A 26,316-nucleotide genomic window follows, 5' to 3' on the forward strand; every position below is an offset into this window, starting at 1 on the left:
GCTTAACAAAGCTATGCAATTACAATAATATTGACACTCGTGATCTGTTCCTTATTCGATAACTGCGCTATCTGAACTTGCGTTGCAGTACCAATTCCGTCTGCATCAAAGAACAGGTTACCTGTAGTTTGATTGTAGATAAAGCGATCGCTCGCGGCTGTAGCACTAGCACCAAGTCGTAACAAGCTAGGGTCAAGGGAAGTATCCGGAGATTGGCTCAGTCCGAATTCGGCTTGGGAAATAAACAGTGTATCATCCGCAACACTAAAATCAGTAATAATATCATAACCCCCAGTGCGCGTATCAGTCAGGTACAAGCTATCTCGACCAGTGCCACCAGTCAGTAGATCTCGACCAGTGCCACCAATTAGTAAATCGTTGCCTGCACCACCGTTGAGGCTATCATTACCTGTACCACCGATGAGGGTATCATTGCCATCGTCTCCACTTAAAATATTGGCAGCAGTATTTCCAGTAAGGAGATTATTGAGACTGTTACCTGTGCCATTTATTACCCCATTTCCCAGGAGAGTAAGGTTTTCCAGATTCGCTCCCAGTACCCAAGTTACTGAAGAGTTGACTAAATCTGTGCCTGCATTTGCTGCTTCAGTAATCGTATCGCTGAGGCTGTCTACGGTGTAAATGTCATTGCCAAGTCCACCATCTAGGCTGTCAGTACCGACACCACCATCTAGGCTATCGTCACCTATCCCGCCATTGAGGCTATCATTACCTGTACCACCGATGAGGGTATCATTGCCATCTCCTGCACTCAAGATGTTGGCAGCAGTATTCCCGGTGATGATGTTACTAAGAATGTTACCAGTACCATTAATTACTCCAGTTCCGAGGAGAGTCAGGTTCTCCAGATTCGCTCCCAGTACCCAAGTTACTGAAGAGTTGACTAAATCTGTGCCTGCATTCGCGGCTTCAGTCATTGTATCGCTGAGGCTGTCTACGGTGTAAATGTCATTGCCAAGTCCACCATCTAGGCTGTCAGTACCGATACCACCATCTAGGCTATCGTCACCTGCCCCGCCATTGAGGCTATCATTACCTGAACCACCGATGAGGGTATCATTGCCATCTCCTGCACTCAAGATGTTGGCAGCAGTATTTCCGGTAAGGATGTTACTGAGACTGTTACCAGTACCATTAATTACCCCAGTTCCCAGTAGAGTAAGGTTTTCTAGATTCGCTCCCAGTACCCAAGTTACTGAAGAATTGACTAAATCTGTGCCTGCATTCGCGGCTTCAGTCATTGTATCGCTGAGGCTGTCTACGGTGTAAATGTCATTACCAAGTCCACCATCTAGGCTGTCAGTACCGACACCACCATCTAAACTGTCATTACCCAAACCGCCCAACAAGCTATCATTACCTGTGCCACCGATGAGGGTATCATTGCCATCGTCTCCACTCAAGATGTTGGCAGCAGTATTTCCGGTGATGATGTTACTGAGAATGTTACCAGTACCATTAATTACTCCAGTTCCGAGGAGAGTCAGGTTCTCCAGATTCGCTCCCAGTACCCAAGTTACTGAAGAGTTGACTAAATCTGTGCCTGCATTCGCTGTTTCAGTAATTGTATCGCTGAGGCTGTCTACAGTGTAAATGTCATTGCCCAGACCACCATCAAGGCTATCGTTACCAACACCACCATCAAGGCTATCGTTACCTGCACCGCCTAACAAGCTGTCATTATCTGTACCACCGATGAGGGTATCATTGCCATCGTCTCCACTCAAGATGTTGGCAGCAGTATTTCCGGTGAGGATATTATTGAGACTGTTACCTGTGCCATTAATTGCCTCAGTTCCAGTTAGAGTCAAGTTTTCCAGATTCGTTCCCAGTAACCAACTGACTGAAGATTGGACTAAATCTGTGCCTGTATTGACTTCCTCAATGATGGTGTCGCCGATGCTGTCCACAGTATAACTGTCATTGCCAACTCCACCTGTAAGCAGATCATTGCCTGTACCACCATCCAAGAAATCATTGCCATCGCCACCAATTAAGGTATCATTCCCAGATCCACCAATGAGGGTGTTGGCAGCAGCATTACCTGTGATCGCATTGTCGAGTTCGTTGCCGATACCATTAACTACAATGCCACTCAGTGTCAGGTTCTCTAAGTTTGAGTTAGCGCCAAGGTTGTAGTCAACAGAGGCAACTACAGTATCAATACCGGAGTTTGCCGTTTCTGTAATTGTGTCTGCGGTGCTATCGATAATATAAGTGTCGTTGCCGTTACCGCCAACCAGGGTATCGTTACCTAATCCACCGTTGAGGATATTATCGCCACTATTCCCCGCGATCGCGTTATTGAGAGCGTTACCCGTACCGTCAATGTTTTCTGTACCAGTGAGAAGCAGATTTTCTACGTTGTTGCCCAGTTCGTAGCTGACAGAAGATTGTACAATATCTATCCCTTCCGCTGTATTTTCTGCGATCGCGTCAGTGGTGGTATCCACAATATAAGTATCATCTCCTGTACCACCCTGTAAGGTATCAATTCCGGCAATGCCGTTAAGAGTATCGTTACCCGCACCACCCTCAAGCAGATTATTGCCAAAATTGCCTGTGATTACGTTGTTGCTAGCATTACCAGCAGCTTGCAAGTTGTTGAAACCAATAAGAGTTAGGTTTTCCACTTGGGAAAGGGCCGCTAAGGAGAAGCTGACAGAAGCTACCACTGTATCTGTGCCCTCGCCTGCTAACTCAGTAATCATGTCGGTGGTGTTATCTACCTGATAAATATCATCACCCAAACCGCCGATGAGGGTGTTATTGCCACCGTTAGCAATCAGAGTATCATTACCAGCCGCACCATCAAGGCGATTATCTCCCAAGTTACCTGTAATGATGTTATTGGCATTGTTTCCAGTAGCGTTAATATTGGCATTACCACTGAGGCTCAGGTTTTCAATGTTGGGCAAGCTAGCCAAAGTATAGGTAAAATTGGCAACTACTGTATCAGTGCCACCATTGTCTGTAATACTGTCCGTAATGCGATCGACGATATAAGTATCATTACCAGTCCCGCCCAGGAGTTGATCTGTCCCAGCGCCACCGTCTAAGATCGCATCACCAGTGAAAGCAGAAGCATCAAGGCGATTATTACCGGTTCCTCCAGTCAGTCTCACCGATTCGATATTACTGAGGGAATCTGTGCCATTGCCAATAAGTTGAGTATTAGTGAGGGTAAAGTTCACATTACCTGATTCAACTACTGTATCAACACCTGCACCGCCATCAAGGCTGTCATTACCCAGTCCACCTGTGAGGATGTCGTTACCCGTTCCGCCTTTGAGGGTATCATTTCCGCTACCGCCATTGAGAGTAACATCGCCCAAGCTAAAGGCTGAAGCATCAATAATGTTATCCCCACTACTTCCAGTTAAGTCTGCCTGTTCAATTTTAGTGAGGGTGTCTATACCATTGCCAGTAAGTTGAGTATTAGTTAAGGTAAAGTTCACATTACCTGATTCAATGACGGTATCTACACCTGCACCGCCATCAAGGGTATCATTGCCCAGTCCACCTGTCAGGTTATTATTACCTGCATTTCCCGTTATTTGGTTGTGGGTAGTATTACCAGTAGCATTGAGATGATCTATTCCAGTTAGAGTTAAGTTTTCTACATAAGGTAAGGCAGACAAACTAAAGGTCAACGAGGAGAGAATGGTATCTGTACCTTGCCCAGAATTTTCTTTAATGGTGTCAGTCGAGCTATCTACAACATAAACATCGTTTCCTAGCCCACCGCTCAGGGTATCGTTGCCACTGCCACCATCAAGAGTATCATTGCCTGACCCACCAGTGAGGCTGTCATTGCCTGCACCACCACTCAGCACAACTGAGCCAGCAGTGAAGGTAGCAGCGTTGAGGATATTGTCCGTATCTCCGCCAGTGAGATTCACCCGTTCAATGGTATTTAAGGTATCTGTACCATTGCCCATGAGTTGGGTATTAGTCAAGGTAAAGTTGAGATCGCCTGACTCTACTAACAGATCGTTTCCTAAACCGCCGATGATGTTGTCATTGCCTACTCCTCCACTGAGGATATCATTGCCATCGCCCCCGTTGAGCGTATCATTACCCAGCCCACCCATCAGCAGATCTTCTCCGGCTTGGCCACTGAGCAGAGCATTACCACTAAAACCGGAAGCATCTAAAATATTGTTACCTGTGCCGGCAGTCAAATCAGCTTGCTCAATGTTATTGAGAGCATCTACGCCTAAGCCTTGGAGTTGGGAATCGCTGAGGATAAAATTCACATCGGCTGATTCTCTGACGGTATCAATACCCGCGCCACCGTCTAAGCGATCGCTACCATTACCCCCAATCAGCGTATCATTCCCGTCTCCGCTATCAAGGGTATCATTTCCGTCGCCTCCATCCAAGATATTGTTGCCGGAATTGCCGAGGATGATATTATCGGCGCTGTTTCCAGTACCATTAATAGCCGCAGCACCAGTTAGTAACAGGTTATTGTCTGTTGTTCCCAAAGTAGTGCTGACATTAGCCTTAACTGGATCTTTAACCGTAATTAGGGTAGTTGCGTTGGGAAGCAGAACATTGTTAGTAATGGCAGAGAAGTTGAGGGTAAAAGTTTCGTCCGCCTCAGCTAAAGCATCAGCCAAAATTGCAATGTTAATCGTTTTACTCGTCTCTCCCGCCGCGAAGGTGAGAGTACCCGATGTAGCGGTATAGTCTTGATCAGCGATCGCTGTGCCGTTATTAGTAGTATAGGCGACGGTAATGTCTTCTGTACTCGCTTGGTCTAAGGTAACGGTAACAATAACTTCGCTGAGAGTATCCCGTTCGATGACAGTGAAATCAACAATACTGAGGCTAGTTTGAATGAACTGGAGATTCAGGCTAATATTACCTGTATTACTTTCTGCCCCATCTACCAGAATCCGGTAAGAAGTTCCCGCAACGGCATCAAAGGTAACTACACTAGCTTCTCCTTCACCGGAGTCATCGTCTTGAGTTACTAGAGTTAAGTTAGATACACTTGCGCCCGTGAAGACTCCTAGTAAAGTATCAACATCACTGCCATTAGTCGAGATTTGCACTTTACCAGAGATGGGTGCAGTCCACTCCCACCAAATAGAATTACTTGTTGTCTCATTCAGCAGCACAGGTTCGCCAACTTCTGCGGTAGCTTGACGATTGGCGGCGCTCGTGCTAATCGATGAACCGTTCAGGCTGAACGCATTAGCGAAGTCATCATTGAGAGGGCGATCATCATTGACAAGCGTCGTAGTAACTGGAACCGTTGTCTCTAGGATATAGTCGCTACTGGAGCTGAGAGTTAGGGTAATGGTTTCATCTAATTCTGCGATCGCATCTTTTTGTGTGCTGAGGGTAAGAACGGCTGTATTCGATCCCGCTGCAAAGGTGATGCTACCTCCTGTAGTGGTGTAGGTAGTCGCCCCTGATTGGCTGTAGTCACTATTAAATTGAGCCGTTCCGGACACAGTAAAGTTAACAGTTAACGGGTTGCTCAAAGAGCCAGTACGAGTGAAGGTATAAGTCAACTGCTTGCTGTCATCTTCCAGAATGCTGACTAGGGAAGCACTCAGAGAGATTTGCCCTTGACTGGTGTAAGGAATAGTAATCGCCTGTGCGAGAATATTATTTTTGATATCTACATCGTAATTACCATTAGCTGGAACCAGGTTAAATAGCAGATATCCTTGACTCAAGCTAGTAGTCGGAAGAGTAAATTGACTACTGAAGGATGTTGTCGCACCAGCATTGAGCAGCGGGTTAGTAACAGAATTAGCTACTAAAGAAATATCATTGGCATCTAAGACATTATCCGCAGAAAAATAGCCCAATATTTGCCAACCCGCTGGCGCTGCAACTGTGCCAATGTTACTCACTGTCCCCGTGACTGGGATGATTGTTCCCGGGCTAGCGGTGGCGGGGGAGGAAACATCCACCAATTTTAAATCTGGCAGTATGGTGGTAGTAATGCTGATGGGACGAACAATGGTATTGTTAAAAGCGCTACTTTCTCTCGGCTCTTGCTCAGGATTGGTCGTTAACAGCAGGTAGTAATTGCCACTGTTTACCGCCTGAGGAATGGTAATAGACTGAGTACCACTTTGGGTTTGACCTGCGCCTGGTAAAAGTTGCGAGTTAAATCCTAGGAATTGGTCATCTTGGCTGAGTTGGTCATCAGTGGAGAGGTAAATGTAGGTATTATACTGAGTTTGCGCATCTCCAGCAGAGCCAATATTCTGAACTTTCCAACCGACATCTAGGGTTTGGGTTTGTTGCGCAGTGTTCAGGCTAGATATTTGCAGTAGTTGCAAGTCTGGTAACAGAATCACCCCATCACTCAATTCACTGTTGATGATGACAGTTGCTTGGTCTTGGTTGGGTACTAGTTGAGCATTGGTGGGATTTTGCAGCGCAATTGTCAAAGTTTCCCCGGCTTCTGGGAGCGTATCTCCGAGAATCGTCAAGTTAATTGTTTGGGTAGTTTGACCAGGGTTAAAGGTAATCTGCCCAACCAGGGGTTGAAAGTCTTCATTTGCAACTGCTGTATTTGAGGCAGACTGATAGACACTATAATCGACAGTGATTGTTTGAGTGCTGGCTTGCGACAATTGCACTGTGACCGTCAGCGGCGTTTCTCCACTATCACCTTCAGTTACCGATAGGCTGGATAAAGCAAATGTGATGTTAGGAGTAGGCGTTTCCTGTACCGGGGGCGCAGCAATGCTAAAAGTCTGCTCGCTAGAGAAAGACGAAGAAACGAGACTACCATCAATAGCTTGCACACTCCAGAAATATACCCCAGGTGCAAGTCCTTTTAATGTCCAAGCGCGATCGCCATTTGCTAAGCCAACACCTTGACCAACATTACCCGTTGGCAGTTGAATTGTTTGTCCATTAATTGTGACTACATTGGAGAAAATATCTCCTTGACCAGCTGCTGTGCCTACCCGCAGATTGTAGCTCAGTCCCGCAGTGCGAGTATGATCATCAGTCGCCCCACCCCATTGCAAGGTAACACTGGTATTATTGATGATGCTTTGGAAATTAATCGGTGCAATTGGGGCAGTATTGCGATTGAAAGCATCATTTCGCAAGATTTGGCTAATTCCTGTGCCATTAGAGAAGAATAGATCTAAATCTTGGTCGTTATCGACATCTTTTTGGGTAATGGTGGCGTAATTACCGGAAATTTGATTGATATATTCCTTGAAGCCATTCACACTACCTAAATAAATCTTTGTGCCACTATTACCTGTAATGGCTAAATCTATCCAGCCATCATGGTCATAATCTCCTGTGACTGCACTTGTGCCGACGATTAAACTTGGTAATATTGATTGTTCGCTAAAAATACCAGAGTTATTTTGCAGCAGACGGGTTCCAGTTCCTGCTTGAGAACGACCAAGGAGAATCATGTCTTGATCGCCATCATTGTCATAATCTGCCCAAAGTCCTTGATTTGTCCAGTCAAGAGAAATCGATGAGTTAAAAGTTTGATTTTGATTGGTGTAGAGGTTGGCTTGGTTATTTTGGATGACAAGCAGATCAAAATCGCCATCATTGTCGTAATCTGCCCAAGAACCTTGGGAAGCACTGCTAAAGTTTTTAACAGCAGTAAAGTTTCCGCCTTGATTGCGATAGAGAATCAGGTCAGTATTCAGAGGACTTAAGATATCTAAATCCCCGTCATTGTCGAAATCTACCCAAGAACCCTGAACTACATTCGGGGAAATTGTGTTAAAAGTTGAACTGCGATCGTAGACAAAAATATCCCGACCATTATTAGTATCATTAAGGACTAAGTTATTTGCCAAAGAGTCAAAGGCAACATAGCGACCATCACCACTGATACTAGGACTGGAACTACTAAAATTAGCTTGAGTGCCATTGCCGGCTAGGTTGACACGAGTCGTCTGTTGTGTATTGCGGTCATAGACAAATACATCGCTTTGAAAATTACTGTCATTGGCAACTAAATTAGTAGCAGCAGAGATATAAGTTATATAACGCCCATCACTACTGATACTAGGGCTGAAACTGCTGTCATCACCTTCAGTGCCATTGCTAGCTATGCTAATCCGAGTTGTTTGTTTTGTAGTCCTGTCATAAACAAAAACATCAGATCTATTATTGTTGTCATTGGCAACTAGATTGCTTGCCGCAGACGAATAGACAATATAGCCACCATCAGCACTAATGCTAGCCCCGTAATTGTTGCCATTAGCTTCAGTGCCATCACTAGCCACACTAACTCTAGTTATATTTGAGGTTGTGCGATCGTAAAGGAAGATATCTGTTTGAGCATTTATATCGTTAGCAACTAAATTGCTAGCATTAGACTGAAAAACAATGTAGCGTCCATCAGCACTGATGCTAGCCAAAGAACTACTAGCATTAGCCTGAGTCCCATCATTTGCGATACTGACACGGGTGGTTTCTCCTGTATTGCGGTTATAGACAAATATATCGTCTGCACTATTACTATCATTTAGAACTAAATTAGTAGCAGCAGATGTGTAAGTAATATAATTGCCATCACCACTAATACTAGGATTAAAACTGCGACTATTAGCTCTGCTGCCATCAGTAGCATTATTTATTCGGGTCGTCTGCGCTGTAGTCCTGTTATAGATTGATATATCATCTGAAGCAATTAAAAGCCCATTGGATACGTAAGAACTATAGGTAATAAAAGCAACAAATGAACCATCAGCGCTAATACTAGGGTTAGAACTATCATTAAATAATTGAGTTCCATTACTAGCTAAACTAACGCGGGTTGTTTGTTTTGTAGTCAGGTCATAAACAAAGATATCTTGCCTACTATTTGTATCATTAACAACTAGATTATTGGCGCTGGAAGTAAAAGCAATATAGTTGCCATTGGCACTAATTTTAGGAGTAGAAGAAATACTACTGTTATTAGATTGAGTTCCATCGCTAGCTACACTAACTCGATTGATAACATCATCATTATCTTGGTTAACAAGACTTATCTGGGAGATAGGCAAGTTATTATAGGTTAGGTCAGCACTTTTTACAGTAGTTTGTAGAGCGTAGTTAATATCTCCATCATCTAAAGTATCGTCAATTCCTTTTACTATTAGATTCTGGACTACATTCCAATTATCTGGGGTAAAGGTCAGGCTAGGGAGTAATAATTGCCCTTCGGTAGAGTCGGAAATTGTAAACTCTAGAACTACATTTTGAGTCGGGCGACTGTTAAGGCGGATGCTAAAACTTGCTGAGTCTCCTGCTTCTTTGGTTACTAGCAGAGTAGGAGGAATAATCGTTACACCTACTGATAGCGAAGAAAAGGGACTTGTAGTAAAAGAACTCTCTTCAGAGAAAGCAGAACCAGCAAAACTGTTGTCTATTGACTGTACACTCCAGTAGTGAGTAACTCCCTTAGCAAAATTACTATTATTAAATGCCTTTCTAGGAACATAGCCAGCATTTCCTATCTGAGCAACTGTCCGCTTTCCTTCACTATCTGCTAGAGGAGACAGCACATCTGTACCACCTGGAGTAGTTCCTATGCGGAGGTTGTAGGTGTAAGGTTCTGCACCTTCGTCTAAGTCGAACCAACTGAATAAAATAACTGTATCAATTTGACGTTCTTGAGCGAACACAGGAGCAGTAGGAAGTAAATTCGGTGTCCCACTGTTTAGGTCGGGATCGAAAGTATTATTACGATAAAGTTGGACAAACGGCTGTCCTGTAGCACCTAATGTTCCTGTTACTAATAAATCTAAATCCCCATCGCTGTCATAATCCCCCCAAGCTGTAGAACCATTTTGCAGCCCTGGTAGAAAAGCTGGTTGTTCGCTAAAGGTTTGACTGATGGTAGGACTCACAACCGGATTCAGGAAAACTTTAGTAAATGAACCATTGTCTCCTAATCCACTCAAAGCAACATCTAAGTCTCCATCATTGTCATAATCTCCCCAAGCTGTAGCCCCATTGACGCTATTAGATAAACCTATTCCGCCGACAGCTAGGTTATAAGTACCTGTCGTACCAGAACTAAAACTTGTTACCCATACTTGAGCATTTTTTAAATCTGGGGTGTAGTTGAAGCGAAGCAGAGAATTTAACCCTTCTCCACTGTCATCATCGTAAGTAATTACTCGGTAGCCAGATGAAGCAGTAGAATCTGGTTGAACAATTTGTAGATAAGTATCAAAGCCTGCGATTAAATTCAGTTCGACTAACTGCTCTTTGTTTGTATCATTAACAAAATCAGTAATAGTATAGGACTTGTAGTAACGTCCTGAACGCAGAGGATTGTTTGAATCTGTATTAATTAATTGCCCTGTTAAGGTTCGCCCAATAAATTCACTAAAGGAGATATTACCTTGATTTGCTACATCTGTCCGATTGTGATAAACTTTACTCCGATCTTTGTCCGTGATAATTAGATCTAATTTTCCATCTAAGTCATAATCTCCTAATGCTGCTGTTTCCGCACCATAAATATTCAGAGATTGCTGATTTAAGGATGTAAACGAATTTCCAGTATTTTTGAAAATTTGAACACTATCATTAATTTCTTTAACTGATAGTTGGAACTGCCCTACAGTATCACTTGCATAGCTAGTTGCTCGAATTTTGTAGTTAGCATATTTATTGCCGTCATATTCAAAAGATAATAAAGAATTTAACCCTTCTCCACTATCATCATCAGAGGCAAAAACATTGCCTTGTTCATCAATAATTTCCAAATAGGTGTCAAACTGATTGGAAGATAAACTGATTTGATATAAATGTTTATCTGTAAACCCTCTAACAGTAGTAGACGGATCAAAGTCTATTTGTTGTAAAGTGAAATCTTGATAATATTTGTTGTTGCTACTATTTTTTAGACTAGTGGAAGATAGGGATTGTGTACCAGTAGGAGTCCATGAATTTGAAGCTAAAGATTTTCCGGTGAGAACGATGTCAACATAACCATTGTTGTCTAAATCTCCTAAGGTAATTTTGCCATTATTAACAATGGTAGAAATTAATTGTTGACTATTATTGGCAAAATAGACTTTAACTTGGTTATCGTTGGTGGAAACAATATCTAATTTGCCATCATTATCAAAATCTACCCAGTGAGCTTGAACTACACTATTAAAGTTTTGGTTTGATAGACCAGTAATAGGAAGTTCGGTGAATTGTTGACCATTCTGATTCAGCAATACTTTAACCTGGTATTTTGTTTCAGGTAGACCAGTAGTAGAATTAAGAATCGTATTGCTGCCAGTGGCTAAAATATCTAAATCACCATCGTTGTCATAATCTCCCCAAACAGCAGTATCAAAACGTTCAAGCTGAGTTAATTCAAAAGCAATAGTATAGGTTTCTGCTGGGTTGAAGAAATTACCACTATTATGATAAATGCGCGCCGTCCCATTACCATATTGATCGCGGCCAACCAATAGAAAATCAAGATTCCCATCTTGGTCATAATCACCAAAACTAGCAGAGCTATTCCAACCTTTGGTGGTGACAATATTCAACTTTTGTGCGTCTGGAGATAGGACAGGAGTAAACCCACTATTGGTGTTGAGAATATCTGCTGCCCCAATTGTTTGCGGAGATAAAAGTTGTGATTCGGGAATAATTTGGAATTCTGAATTATTAATTGACCACTGAAGTTCAACCTGAGCATTACCTGTTTTTTCGATATACTCTAAGCGCAGATTATATTCTTGATTGGCACTGAGGTTTAAGGTTTGGCTAGGGTCTGTAATTTGCGTGTTGTTAATAAAAAGTCTAACTTTTTGCGTTCCCGCAGGATCGTCCAAGTCTATATTCCACTTGAACTTATAACTTCCTGTGACATTAGTTTTGATGAAGCCTTGCCAAATAACACCAAAGTTATCGCTGCGTTTGTTCAGTGCTGTGGGGGCTTGATTTCCCCAGTTGAAATTAATCGTCGGGTCGATGCGAGTGATAACAGGTTGATTAAAATTCGTGCCGTTTGTTAAAGCGTAATAAGTTGCTTCTAAACCAGAAACGCGAATTGTGCTAATGCTACCTGTACCGCCTGTATTGCCATCAAAGAAGTTTTTAATGGTAAGGTCATCTTGTACGTTAGGTATACCATCTTTATTGAGGTCAAGAATTAAATCATTTCCTGACTGATAAAAGCCAATTTTGCCAACATTAAGACCAGTGTTTGATAGAGGAGCATCAGCAGCGATGATGAGGGTATCTTCACCACCTTGATCGGTAATTTGTGTACCCGCAAGAGATTGACGCAACCATCCTTGCTGAGGATCTGTTTTGGCTTTTTCATATAGCAAGGGGTCTGCTTCTAGTCCAATCGCCCGATATTTTTCCCATTGTACTTGGCGATCGCTCCAGCGATCGGGATCAGACCAAACTCGGAACATCTCCCAGGTAATGGCTTTATCCTGTCCATTCAGCTTGACATTAACACTACCCCGTGTTTTGTAGTTACCGCCTAAAGCAGCAAAAGCTTGTTCCAGGGTAAGCAGATTAGAACGAACAATATAAGTATCTACCCCTAAACCGCCTTTAAGAATATCTGCGCCACCACCGCTAATTAAGGTATCAAACCCATCTCCGCCTTCTAGTGAGTCAATACCTGTACCGCCGTCCAAGGTATCATTGCCGATACCACCGCTGAGAGTGTCATTACCTGCTAACCCTAAGATGAGGTTATTTTGGTTATCTCCTGTCAGTTTATCTCCATAATTTGAGCCGCTGACATTTTCAACAGTGGATAAAGTACCCGCTTTGACGAAAGTGTCTTGAGTTCCATAACCGTCGTTACTAGCTGTTGCTGCTGCTAGAGAAACTATCACACCTGCGGGAGAATCTGCATAAGTAGCAGTATCGACTCCTCCCCCGCCATTGAGATTATCGTTACCTTGTCCACCTACGAGAGTATCACTATTTAAACCACCGACTAAGGAATCATTTCCACTACCGCCATCTAAGTAATTACGCCCTTGTAAGCCTTGGAGGTTATCATCTCCTTCCCAACCCAACAGCACATCAGTAACAGGTCTTCCCAAATTATCGAGATTGAGGTTGCTACCTTTAATCGTGTCATTTCCAGCACCGCCATCAAGGTAAGTTACTAATACTCCGTCTTTAGTATCAGTGAGGCTTTGGCTACCATAAAGACTATCATTTCCATCTCCACCAGCTAAAACTCCCAATTTATTCAAAGAATCTGATTGCAGCTGATTTTGCTCTACTCGGTAACCTTCTACTACATAAGCACTGGAAGCAGTAAGGTTATTATCATTCTTGTCGCCATTATTGGTGATGACAAACTGGACGCTTTCGGTGTCATCCCGTTTGGGATCTGCAAAGATGACATTTCCTTGTTTGAAATTATTACTTAAAGCGATCGCATCTTTCGTGACTCCTTTGAGAATTACTTGAAGGTTTGGAGTTTGCAGAAACGCTTTAGTCCCAGACTTGACTTTAACAATAGTATCATTTCCACTGGCGACTACAGAATAGTCATCTTGGTTATTGTAAAGTTGTAGCTGGTCGAGGTTAGGGTTAAAGCCCTCAATTATGATTGTTCTGTTGTAAAAGTTCTGGTTTTTATTACCAATGACAAATATATTTTGTCCGGCTGTACCTTGTAGGGATTGGCTGTCATCAAAGGGTAAATACTGAAGTAATCCGCTTTGTTGGGCTGGATTCAACTTTGTATTGATATTATTTTGAATTTCCGTTTGAGTTCGTGCCGTATTCCAGACACGTAATTCATCCATTTTGCCATTGAAGTAAGCATCATATGGCCAATTACTTCTACCAACATACTGATTGTTACGAGTTATATAATTGGGAGCAAAAATGTTATTACTAGATGCTTTTAGCTGACCATTCCAATAGATAGAAGCGTTACCAAGACCATCATTGACAGCAGCGACATGAACCCATTGTTTTTCGGGAAAAACTTCACTAGTAACTATTTTTTGAGAATTCGCCCCCTGATAAGTTTCCCAGAACATCAGACCACTGTCTCCGTACCAACCCAAGATAATGTTGTCACTGAGTTGTCCATTGCCAAAGTCGATAATTCTAGCCCAATTCTGCTTTACATTCTCAACGTAAACCCATGCTTCAACAGTAATAGCCCCACCATAAGTAGTGTTTGTGGTTAAACCAACATAATCATTTACGCCATTAAAAGTCTTTTCCAGCCTAGTGGATTCATTTCCATAACCTGGAACTAATTCTAATCCCCCAGTCGGATGGTCGTAGGCGATTCCTTTGAGTTGATAAACACCAGGTTGGGTAAGATTGCTGCTTTCAAATTGATAATTAAAGTTTGCCCAACGTTTATCATTTTCGTTAGTATTAAAGACGGGATTAACAAATTTAATCTGTCCGTTACTGGAAACATTACGATAAACAGTAGTTGTGGGATTTCCGCCTTCCATCTGGGATGAAGACAACTGCGCTTGGTCGTCTGGACGGACAAAGATATCTTCCCCAGTAATTAATAAATCTTTCTTACCATCGCCATCAAAGTCTTCTACTTTAACGGAACTATTAGCGACACCGCTTAAATTAATGTTGGCATCGAAATAAATTCCGGCGACGGCATCTTTTAATTGATAGACTTTAGTAACAGGAATTGGAACAGTTTTACCATCCGCAGTGCGGCGAGTTTGTCCGGTAAAACCAGTCAGGAGAATATCTAATTTTCCATCTCCGTCAAAATCTTGCCAGCTAATATCCCCTTGATAAATTCCTGTCAGGGAAGTGAGATTGCTACGTTCTGCGGCATCTAAAATTCCGTTCTTGTTAGTATCTTGCGCTAACAGAACTGGGACTTCTTCTGGTGTTACTTGCTTAACACTTAAGCCATTAATAACAGGAAAACTAACATTAAGTTTGTAAATCTTAGTAACGGTACTACCATCTGAGGCTCTACCACTCAGAAGAATATCATTTTTCTTGCCATTGTTGTCGTAATCTCCCCAAACAGCTTTACCATCGCCAACGCCAGTAAGGTTAATTTGTCGATCAGCTGGGAAGAATCCAGGAGACTGTTGTTCAAAAACTGTGGTGTATGGAACACCATTTAGGTTATAACCAGTTTGAACGTAATCGAGGTCATTATCACTATCAAAATCACTCCAATCGTTAGAACTTACCCCAAGTTTGGAGACATCTTGGGTATATATTTCGTAATTAGCATTATTACCAGGAAGGCGACTCCAAACAATATTATTTCCTGATATTTTAGGAGAGCTATCTGAGTAATCATTGTTTGTAATCTTGAATATGCTGCTGCCGTTATAGAAAAATATTTCAGAATCACCGCCGTCGTAAGCATACCAAACTACGTTATTTCCGGAAATTTGCGGAGAATAATCATCATAATTGTTGTTAGTTAGCTGAATAGGAACGCCACCATAACTACTGTTATACAAGAATATTTCATAATCATTGCCGTCGTAGCCATACCAAACCACGTTATTTCCCGAAATTTGCGGAGAATTGTCATAATAATTATTGTTAGTTAGTTGAATAATTCCGGAACTATTGTTATAAAAGAATATTTCTGAATCATTGCCATCATAGACATACCAAACTACGTTATCTCCAGAAATTTGTGGAGAAGTATCATCGTAATTGTTGTTAGTTAGCTGAATAGGAACGCCACCAGAACTAGCGTTATAGAAGAAAATTTCATAATCATTGCCATCATAGCCATACCAAACTACATTATTTCCGGAAATTTGCGGAGTATAGTCAGCGTAATTATTGTTAGTTATTGGAATGGGAGCGCCACCAGAACTACTGTTATAGAAGAAAATTTCATAATCACTACCGTCATAGCCATGCCAAACTATGTTATTTCCCGAAATTTGTGGGGAAGTATCACTGTTATAATTATTAGTTAGTTTAATTGGCTTACTAGCAGAACTACTGTTATATAAGAATATTTCATAATCACTGCCGTCATAGCCTTGCCAAACTACGTTATTTCCCGAAATTTGAGGATTAATATTGTCAGAACTGTAGCCAATATTACGTAGCTCAATGGGAGTGCCACCAGAAATACCGTTATAGAAAAAGATTTCATTGCTGCTAGTATAGGAGCTGTAATCGTACCAAACTATGCTATTTCCGGAAATGCCTAACTGTGGCGATGTCGGTTTTGAGGTAGTAGAGATACGAGTACCAGGGGTAGCGTTATAGGCGTTAGTAATAACTGGGGAGGGAGTTACGCTAAAGGTTGCATTGGTTAAATTAAGTCCTCTATAAATTCCATGTCCCATCATCAAATCGAGGACATTATCTCCGTCAAATTTGCCCCAAGTTACTTCTTTATTGACGATTTGAGGAAGTGAGATAGTAATCGGTGCAGAAAAATTACCAGTATAATTTTGGCGATAAATCTTCACAACACTATAACCACCAGGTACATTACTACCCGTTTGCAGGATATCTAAATCTCCATCGCCTTCAATATCTCCCCAAGTAATTGTGCCATCATAAAGTTGGGCAAGGGGTGAGGTAAGTCCTTGAACGATATCAAAATTACCTTTGACATTATTTAAATCAAAAACTTCAACAAACTGATTGCTCGGTTTATCGTAACGATAGAGCTTTGTAACTGGAACGAGATCGAAAGTTTTATCCTTTTGTCCTTCACTTCTAACTTTTGCTGTGTAACCAGTCACCAAAACATCTAAATCACCATCTTTATCAAAATCACCCCAATCAGCATTACCGTACTTAACTCCAGTTAAGCCTACGTCTTTTAAATCTTTCCAAGCGCCATTTGGATCTTGCACCCAAAAATCAACTTTTTCGATGTCGCTTGCGCCGTTAGGATCTCTGACTTGAGCATCAACAAGGCTGATAGTTTCTTCTTTAGCGTAGATTGGTTTCTTGCTATTAAATTCTAAGCGGTCTGGTGGTACATTTTGCTCGTCAATTCTGCTACGCAAATCCGCCGCCGCCACCCCAACAAACTTCGCCAAAACTTGGTCAGTGTCGAGGTCAATTAGTGTAGTAACAGATTTTAATTGACCTTGGATTGTTTCTAGTGTTTCTTCAAATTTGATAAAACTGGCACTTAGTCCACCAGTTAAGAAAATCACATCTTTTGTAATATCAAAATCAAAGACTGTATCTGTACCAGAACCAGGGGCAAATACAAATACAACGCCATCATTTGATGTTTCTTTTGCTCCCTTATAGCCATAAAGGGTATCATTACCTTGTCCACCATACAGGCGATCAAACCCCGATCCGGCTTTGAGAATATCATCTCCTAAACCACCATAAAGGGTGTCATTACCTGCACCCGCTTCTAAGGTATCATTTCCTCTCTTGCCATAGGGGGCAGCAATATTAGGACTGGTGTCTAATGATGGGTTATCAGAATCATCGCCGTAGAGAATATCATTGCCTACGCCACCAATCAGCGAATCATTGCCATCACTACCCCAAAGTTCATCATTGCCTTCATTGCCATCTAGGGTATCGTTACCATCGTTATTGGCAATTTCTGTTTTGAGTTCTAGTAAATGCCCCTTGAGGACATCATCTCCCAGTCCCCCGATGAGACTATCACCCCCTAGTCCGCCGATGAGGGTATCATTGCCATCTTCTCCTGTAAGGGTGTCGTTGCCATCATCACCGGAGAGTGTATCTTCGCCACTACCTCCGTAAAGTTCGTCATCACCAGCGTTACCTGTTAAGGAATCATCCCCTGCTCTTCCATAGAGGTAGTCTTTACTTGCGTCTTCTGCACCACCGCTGAGGGTATCGTTTCCTTCGCCGCCGTCAACAGTGTCAATTCCTGCACCGCCATTGAGGATATCGTTACCAGTTTCTCCATATAGTGTGTCATCACCTTCTTGTCCTAGGAGAGTATCTTTTAATTCACCTCCCCAGAGAAGATCATTTCCTTTACCACCTACTAAACTATCTTCGCCTCCCAACAGGGAATCGCTGGCTTCTCCATCTCCTCGGAGTGTATCATTCTCGTCCCCACCCAAGAGCGTGTCATTACCAGAACCCCCGATTAAGCTATCTTTACCAGTACCTCCGTCGAGTTTGTCATCTTCATAAAGTCCATAAAGACTGTCATTACCCTCATTGCCATATAGGGTATCGTTTCCAGTACCGCCTAGTAGTAAATCGTCGTTTTCTCCGCCAGTCAGAGTATCTCTGCCAGATTGACCAATGAGGGTATCGTTGTCAGCATTGCCATATAATTCGTCATTATCAGCTTCTCCTTCTAGGCGATCTTTACCTACTCCACCATAGAGTGTATCGTTACCTGCACCGCCGAAAAGTGTATCATCGCCACCAGTGATGTCATCGGCTTTTCCTGCTGTGAGGGTATCTTGTCGCCCACCCCATAAAATATCGTCGCCTTCATTTCCTTCTAAGCGATCGCTTTCTGTACCACCTACTAGGAGATCGCTTTCAGTTCCACCATAAAGGGAGTCTATTCCCGCACCACCATAAAGTGAGTCTATTCCCTGACCACCAATGAGGGTATCGTTGTCAGCATTACCATATAATTCGTCATTATCCGCTTCTCCTTCTAGGCGATCGCTACCAATTCCACCATAGAGTTTGTCGCTACCTGCACCGCCGAAAAGTGTATCATCGCCACCACCGATGACATCTCCCTCACCTTTGAGGTTATCTTGTCGCCCACCCCATAAAATATCGTCGCCTTCATTTCCTTCTAAGGAGTCGTTACCTGCGTCTCCAGAAACATAGTCTTGATCCTGACCGCTGATTAAGGTATCGTTGCCATTGCCACCTGTAAGAGTGTCTATACCTTCATAGCCATAAAGCGTGTCTTCACCATCGCCGCCCTCAAGGCTGTCATCACCGCTATTGGCTAGCAGAATATCGTTACCTGCGTCTCCAGACAAGTAGTCTTGATCCTGTCCGCCGATTAAGGTATCGTTGCCATCGCCACCTTTAAGAGAGTCTATTCCTTCATTGCCAAGGAGAAGATCATCTCCTGTACCTCCATAGATAGTATCATTGCCAACTCCACCATCTAAGTAGTCTTTGCCTTCATCGCCTGCAAGAAAATCATTTCCACCTTGTCCTTTGAGGGAGTCATTTCCCTGACCACCTTGAAGGTTATCGTCTCCTTCTCCACCTTCTAGAATATCTTGCCCATAACCGCCATCAAGGGTGTCATTTTGATTTTCTCCCTGTAAAAGATCGTCACCTGCACTACCTAACAGCTTGTCAGCGCCGTCTCCCCCAATTAATGTATCGTTATCTAAGCCACCGTCTAGAGTATCATTGCCTGTACCGCCTTCGAGGGTGTCGTTGCCGATACTACCTAACAGGTTATCATTTCCGGCTTGTCCGTAAAGGCGATCGCTTCCTTCGCCACCTTTAAGATTGTCATCTCCTGCACCGCCATCAAGTTGGTCATCTCCACCATCACCTGTGAGGGTATCATTCCCGCCATTACCAAACAGGATATCATTGTCTTCGTCTCCGGCTAAAGAGTCATTTTGATTTCCGCCGCTTAAGGTATCTCGCCCGACTCCGCCGCTAAATTCCACGGCAATATTTAAGGCAGAAGCATTCAGGTTATCATTTCCTTTATTGGCATTACCGATGATGCGGCTAACTCCAGAAAATTCTTCTTTTTCTTGACCTTTGGTAGGGCCAGTGACAATAACTTTCCCTGCGCCTAGGGTTAAGTTATATACCTCTCCTACATCGTCTTTATTATTAGTTCTGGCAGCTGCGTAAGTGCCAATATTTAACCGCAATTGCCCATTACTTAAAACTGCAAGATTGGGTGCAACTACTGTACGAGAAGCTGGTTTAGAACCAAACTGTAAACCGGGAATAGGAATCGGCCCAAATTCATAAATATTTTCCCGTTCAAAGACTTTTCCTGAGAACCACTTAGAAGGTTTATAAGTGGGATATTCAATATAAATATTTGCGCCAGCAGAAACGCCGCCAGAGGCATCAAACAGTGAAGAGAAACCTTGATTAAAATTATTTTTAATTTCTAACCAGCGAATTTTGCCATCATTATTGGGGTCGTTAAGAGCCAGATTAATTATCCCTTGAATATAAGCTTCACCACCGACACTAGCAATGCCTCTAATGCCAGCATTAACGTCTAAGAATAATTTGGAATTTAACTGAAGCCCTGCTCTTTTACCTGTGGCTGGATCTTTACTATAGAGATATAATCCTTCAAAAATATTCTCATATTTGCCACTATTTCTGTACTTTAGTAATCCTGTGGCATCAAAACCATAAGTTGTTTTGGGAATCGTTGCTCCAATACTACCTCCAAAGCCAACTGATACAGGGGGAACAGCCCAAATGGGAAAGGTAAGCATCCCCCCGACATTGACATTTAAACCTGGAACAGTAAATTTAAATAAATCAACATTGGGATTACCTAATAATAATTGAAATGCTGATGTCGGATTACTGAGAATTGGTAAAGTAAAGGCGGTGTCACCAATGAGACTGGTAGCCTTGGTATTAGCGCTGTTATTTGATGTAGTATTTACAATTTGGCCTGAATTCGTGACATTGAAGCCTCCCAGATTAAAATAACCTGAACTAGTTAAGCCATCTATTTTTTTAATGAGATTACTGAGCTTACTAATACTGTTAATAAAGCTAGTATCAATAGGAGGAAGCCCAGAAACTTGAGAAAAATAAGCTTTCAGAACCGGGTTTTTGGCTAAATCTAAAATAGAGTATTTAAGACCGAATTTATCAATTACAGGTAGTGGTTTATTTAAAAAGTCAAGAATTGGATCGAATTTATCTACAACTCCCTTAACATCTTTAATAAAGGGACTAGCTGTTTTGAAGATGGAACCTAAACTGACTTTAACATCATTAAACGCTAGGTTGGAATTGCTGCTGTTGTAAACTAAATTAGTTGTAAAAGTGGGTAAATACTGACCACCACTAAGGGTTGCTAAAGAATTTAAATTGAGATTTGCTGTAGGCGTGATACTTTCTATTAAACCACTACTGTTGAGATCTGCATTTAAACTAAAGTTACTAGAAAAAGCTTGTGCTGTACCATTATTTGCAGCAGTTAGGTCGAGAAAACCTAACTTTCCTGTGAGATTACCGTTGTTTTGTGCTGTGAAATTGAAGGAAAATTCTTTATTAGCAGTTGGATTGAGAATAAATGTTCCCGAACCAACACTAAAATCAAAGCCACTATTGAATGTGGCGGTTAAAGTTGCATTTCCTGAGAAATTTATGCCGACATTAGCCAGACCTAAATTACTGTTAAAACCTAAATTATTTGATTTAGTACTGCTAAAATTGAAAGTAAATTTATCACTAGTTTGGTTATAGTTCAGACTAGCCCCAGTACCTTGAAGAACTTGAGTATTTAATGTAGTTACTAATTCTGAAGCAGAATAACTCTGGATATTAATGGTTTGGAGTTTTGCTCGCAGACTATCTAGTTGATCAACCAGAGGGTTATTTTCTAGGCGATCGCCAAAAATTGCTCTAATAACCGAATTTTTGAGTAACTGGCTATCTAATGTGTCTTGAATACCTGCGAGAACACGATCTAAGTTATCTCGAATCTCTCTAACGATCGCTTCACTTAAGCCGCCAGAGGCTTCTAAGTTGACGGTTTGTCCGTTGATATTAACCGCAAAGTTATCGTTTTCCTGCTGAATTTGCTGGATTTGCAGCGGATTTAGGACTATTCCGCGCACAAAATTCGAGAAAAGTTCCCCTTCATCCCCCAGCGCATCTATACCATCCTGTTGATCGAGAAAGTGTCCAATTTCTTCAGCGAAGACACTAGCGATCGCTTGGGGGTTGTCGATATGGTTGCGGAGAAATTCTTGAGATAGATAAATAGTATTATTGGCGGCTACATATCCGCCATTTAGTCCATTAATTGTAGCTGATGCGCAAATTTGAATCCGGGGAAGTTGTTGAAAGTCTCCTATTACCCAAGCCTGCTGTAGCTGATCTGGCTGGAAGCGATCGCCAAAAGCCACTTTCATTAATAGCCCAAACTCAGATCTGTGGGCAAAGCTCTGCAATTCTTGCCTTGTAGTTAATATAGCCTGTTCTAGGGCTAACAGAGAGTTGACATCAAGAACAAGAGAGTTGTCGCTGAGCAGTAAGAAGGGCGAAACAGAGGATGTCATACTTCACTGTTAGGATAATAACTAAATATTATATTGTGTGTTATGTTTTACATGCACATGATAAATATACTGTAAAGTTTCCGGTTCTAGAAACAGGAATGTGTGAAGTATAAGCAATTTTGCCATGAGTATAAGCACGTAAAATCACTCCAAATAAGTTGATTGCACATCTAGCCCGGAAACGATAAGTTTATACGACGGTTAATACAGTGTATAAGGCCTAACAAGAGCCAATGCCCAATGTTCATGCCCAATTTTCACAGGAATCTGGGTAATCTAATAATCAGGGGTATATGGAACTCTGGAGCAGACAATTGTATGAAGAATGCTAAAAAGCGTTGGATGATGTCTATTAACCAAGCGGCGATGGTAGTAATGCCAACGCTGATATTTTTAGCATTTCTGCATCAAGCAAGGGCTGAAGATCCAGGAAGTTGTTTTATGGTAACTTCATCTGGGAAAACTATCAGTTTAGGAACGCTTTGTGGTGCAACACCTATAGATAGTAGAGTGTTTCGCGTTCCCATTAAACGCCGGATGGGTAAAACTCCTGTTCTTGATGTTACCTTCAATCAGGAACAAACTTTTGAGATGATTTTAGATACTGGTGCTAGCAGTACCCTGATTACTCTCAAAATGGCAAATGCGCTCAAACTTCAGCCAACAGGTAAGATAAACGCCCAAATTGCCGATGGTACGGAAGTGCAATTTGTGACGAGCAAAGTAAATTATATTACTGTTGGTTCAGCTGTAGCTAATAATATTGAAGTTGCGATCGCGCCTAAAGCGGCTATCGGATTACTAGGGCACGATTTTTTTGATAACTACGATATCAAGATTCTGGAAACTGAAGTAGAATTTCGCCACCGCTGAGTCGCAGTTGGTGAAAATTTTATTTATATGCTAAAAAATTTCCGTAACTACCTGATAGTTATTGGTAGTTATTGCAGTCTACTTACATTCAAGGACAACTACCTATGGCAGTCGAAGGTATTGACATTGCTGAATTCAGCGAAAATATCAATTGGGAAAAAGTCAAAAGTCAAGGTATTCGTTTTGCTTTCGCCAGAGTTAACGATGGCACAATCCATACAGATACCCTGTTTTCTACTTACTGGCCGGCAATGAAAAAAGCTGGTATTATTCGGGGAGCATATTTTTTCTTCCGCCCTACCCAGGATATTGATGCGCAAGTTAAAATTTTCGCCCAAAATCTCGAAATAGAATCAGGTGATCTTCCCCCGGTTGTAGACATTGAAACGGCTAAAAGTTGGCATGATTTGAGTCTCTCCCAAAGACTAGACCGTGTTGCTGAAGTATTAAAAGCTGTAGAACTGGCTACAGGCTACAAGCCAATAATTTATACTGGCCCTAGTTTTTGGCGAGATACGATGGGAAATACCAAACGCTTCGCTGACTATGACTTGTGGATTGCACATTATGAAACTAATAATCCCAGTATTCCCGGTGGTTGGGAAATTCATACTTTCCATCAGTACATCGGCGATCAAACTGGTTTTCCTGGTATCCCAGGTGATGTAGACCGAAATAGATTTAATGGTACTTTGGATCGTCTACAAGCGGAAACTGTGAAGGAAGTTCCGGTTATAGAAGGTCGTATGGGTCCGAAAGTGAAGAGGTTACAACAAAATCTCAAAAAACTTGGCTTTGATCCAGGTGTACCAGATGGAATTTTTGGCCCAGGTACGAAAAAAGCTGTTACAGCTTATCAGCAGGCTAACAAAATTGCGGTTACAGCCACTGTTCCGCCTGGTGACAAATTGCTGGTTGCTTAAAATTTAGTTGGCGTTATTTATTTTGATTTCATAAGCATTTTTTGTAACACAAATACTTATATTTAAATTGTCAATTAAGGAGTTCTAGAGATTAAGAACCCGTCTCCAAACCTCTCCCCGCAACCGGGAGAGGTTTATATAGCTTAATTTTTCGTTTACAACTAAGGAGATTACAGCAATTTTCAGGTAAATAGACCACGCTTTACTTAAGAGTTGGATGCAATACAAAATTATATCCTAGCGTGTAGGGGCACGGCACTGCCCATTGGTGTCAACTTAACGTGAAAGCCTTATCAAGACTTGATTTTGCCTCAAATCGTCTACCATCAAGATCCCCGTTACCCCACCCCAGTTTTGTCTAAAGCCAAAACTTCCCCTCCCCGTTTACGGGGAGGGGATAAAGGGGTGGGGTAAAACGCTTGTGGAATAAGCCTTTTAACTTAAGTTGACACAGGTGGGCACTGCCGTGCCCTCTAGAATATATTGATGTGTCGCAAACATTATTTGAATTGGTATTACAAGAATGCACCCATTGAGGTTTTTAAATCCATGCATCAGGATTTGATAAATTCCAGCAGATCGGCGTTGATCTGTTCCTTGCTCGTGTCACCCAGAGCGTGCGCTCCGCCGGGATAAATCTTCAAAATCGAATTTTTAACGAGCTTCGCAGACAGGAGCGCAGAAGCACCAATCGGCACGATCTGATCGTCATCACCATGAATGATCAACGTCGGCACATCGAACTTCTTCAAATCCTCAGTAAAATCTGTTTCCGAAAACGCCTTAATGCAGTCATAGGTGTTTTTATGCCCAGCCATCATCCCCTGCATCCACCAGGAATTGATTAGCCCTTGGGAGACTTTGGCACCAGGTCGATTGAAGCCAAAGAATGGCCCACTGGGTACATCCAGGAAGAACTGGGAGCGGTCAGCCAACAACGCCGCCCGAAAGCCATCAAAGACTTCAATGGGTAGCCCACCCGGATTTGCCTCGGTCTTGAGCATCAGTGGCGGCACTGCACCCACCAGCACTGCCTTGGAAACGCGCTTGGTGCCATGCCGTCCAATGAAACGCGCCACTTCACCGCCGCCGGTAGAGTGTCCGATCATCACCGCATCTTGAATATCCAGCGCCTCGAAGAGTTCCGCCAGATCGTCGGCGTAGGTATCCATGTCATTACCGTGCCACGGTTGACTGGATCGGCCATGACCGCGACGATCATGTGCAATGCAGCGGTAACCGTGGGAAGCGAGAAAAAACATCTGCGATTCCCAAGCATCCGCGCTCAGTGGCCAGCCGTGGCTGAAGACAATGGGCTGTCCTGTACCCCAGTCTTTATAATATATTTGCGTACCATCTTTAGTCGTGATTGTACTCATGTGGCTCCTATGTAAATTGTGAGCGTTTCCCAATCTGTATCTGCTTCCGACTGTAAAGATAACTGCATCCGCGATCGCAAACCGATAAAGTAGCAATTGATCGGTTGATATATAACTGATTTCAGCAGTCTTATTTTGATTACCTGATTACTCGCTCAGGCAGATGATCTAACTTTTAAGGGAACTCCAAAAAATAAATTATCCAACTTGTAGGGGCACGGCACCGATAAAATATTGGTAATACCGAAAGTTTGTAGATGCCGTGCCCCTACCCCCGGAGGTATTTTTTTAATTGGAAGTCCCTAATCAGTTATCTTTATTCTTAAACTTTGGTTAAACTTAGACTCCTGAAGTTCTTAATTTAAGATACCAGTTAACTGAGATATTACACACTTTGTGATATCAACTGGTAACGATAAAAGCAGCCAGCGCGATCACTACAAAACCCTCAGCCAGGGCAGCAGGAACTGCACCATCTTTAGTCATAATTGTGAGTACTAATAATCGTACTCATGAGATTAAACCACATCTATTTTGAGAACCATAGTTTTAAAAGTAGTGGGAGCATCTTGCTCCCTGTTCTTCGTAGCGGGCATCTTGCCCGCACTATTCCAGGTTTCAAAATGGACGAGGTTTATTTGACTCTTGACTCTATTCTCGAATCCACAGAGCCAATCCGCTCCCACGACCGCGAGCTGCGATAAAATCTTTTGTAATCACAAAGAAGGCAAAAAACGGTAATTTGGCTATGGGCTGATTGTAAAAATCTCCTGAGGGCACTTTACCAGAACGCGAGTTAGCTGCACCAATTTTGCGCCTTTTATATCCTTCATGTCGCAATTCATTAACAAAGCTTAACCGTCGCATTTTTTACGAATAAGCGATCGCCTGACCTAAGCTCTAACTTACAGAAGTTAGAACTCTAACTCTAAAAATTAGGATTTACGACTCTTAGAGTTA

General features: G+C 42.3%; 5 protein-coding genes. 2 read left to right on the plus strand and 3 right to left on the minus strand.

Annotation, left to right across the window (positions count from 1 at the left end; genetic code table 11):
• Positions 1-11 precede the first annotated feature (11 nt).
• On the minus strand, positions 12-22,181 hold the full coding sequence (locus tag AACU32_RS37260; RefSeq protein ID WP_096607263.1) for an FG-GAP-like repeat-containing protein: 22,170 nt from the start codon (positions 22,179-22,181) through the stop codon (positions 12-14).
• Positions 22,182-22,499: 318 nt separating this feature from the next.
• Between AACU32_RS37260 and AACU32_RS37265 the strand changes: the two genes are divergently transcribed.
• Together AACU32_RS37265 and AACU32_RS37270 are read left to right on the plus strand one after the other, a co-directional pair.
• Entirely contained in the window at positions 22,500-23,054 is a 555-nt protein-coding gene (locus tag AACU32_RS37265) for a retropepsin-like aspartic protease family protein (RefSeq protein WP_096607264.1), read from the plus strand.
• A 104-nt stretch (positions 23,055-23,158) separates the two neighbouring features.
• Positions 23,159-23,977 carry a GH25 family lysozyme gene (locus AACU32_RS37270; protein ID WP_096607265.1) on the plus strand — a complete coding sequence of 273 codons (819 nt, stop codon included), beginning with the start codon at positions 23,159-23,161 and terminating at the stop codon, positions 23,975-23,977.
• Between the two features lie 554 nt (positions 23,978-24,531).
• Here the strand turns inward: AACU32_RS37270 and AACU32_RS37275 are convergent.
• Both AACU32_RS37275 and AACU32_RS37280 read right to left on the minus strand, forming a co-directional pair.
• Positions 24,532-25,356 (minus strand): alpha/beta fold hydrolase, encoded by an 825-nt coding sequence (locus tag AACU32_RS37275; protein ID WP_096607266.1) that lies wholly within the window; start codon positions 25,354-25,356, stop codon positions 24,532-24,534.
• A 651-nt stretch (positions 25,357-26,007) separates the two neighbouring features.
• Positions 26,008-26,223: a hypothetical protein gene (locus AACU32_RS37280; RefSeq protein WP_096607267.1), complete on the minus strand. Its 216-nt coding sequence runs from the start codon at positions 26,221-26,223 to the stop codon at positions 26,008-26,010.
• Positions 26,224-26,316 lie beyond the last annotated feature (93 nt).

This window comes from Calothrix sp. NIES-2100, assembly GCF_963875285.1.
Taxonomy (GTDB): Bacteria; Cyanobacteriota; Cyanobacteriia; order Cyanobacteriales; family Nostocaceae; genus Aulosira.

Excerpts from the sequence above, each read along its gene's own strand:
- AACU32_RS37260 (WP_096607263.1), bottom strand. The coding sequence starts at position 22,181 with ATGACATCCTCTGTTTCGCCCTTCTTACTGCTCAGCGACAACTCTCTT.
- AACU32_RS37265 (WP_096607264.1), top strand. The coding sequence starts at position 22,500 with ATGAAGAATGCTAAAAAGCGTTGGATGATGTCTATTAACCAAGCGGCG.
- AACU32_RS37270 (WP_096607265.1), top strand. The coding sequence starts at position 23,159 with ATGGCAGTCGAAGGTATTGACATTGCTGAATTCAGCGAAAATATCAAT.
- AACU32_RS37275 (WP_096607266.1), bottom strand. The coding sequence starts at position 25,356 with ATGAGTACAATCACGACTAAAGATGGTACGCAAATATATTATAAAGAC.
- AACU32_RS37280 (WP_096607267.1), bottom strand. The coding sequence starts at position 26,223 with ATGCGACGGTTAAGCTTTGTTAATGAATTGCGACATGAAGGATATAAA.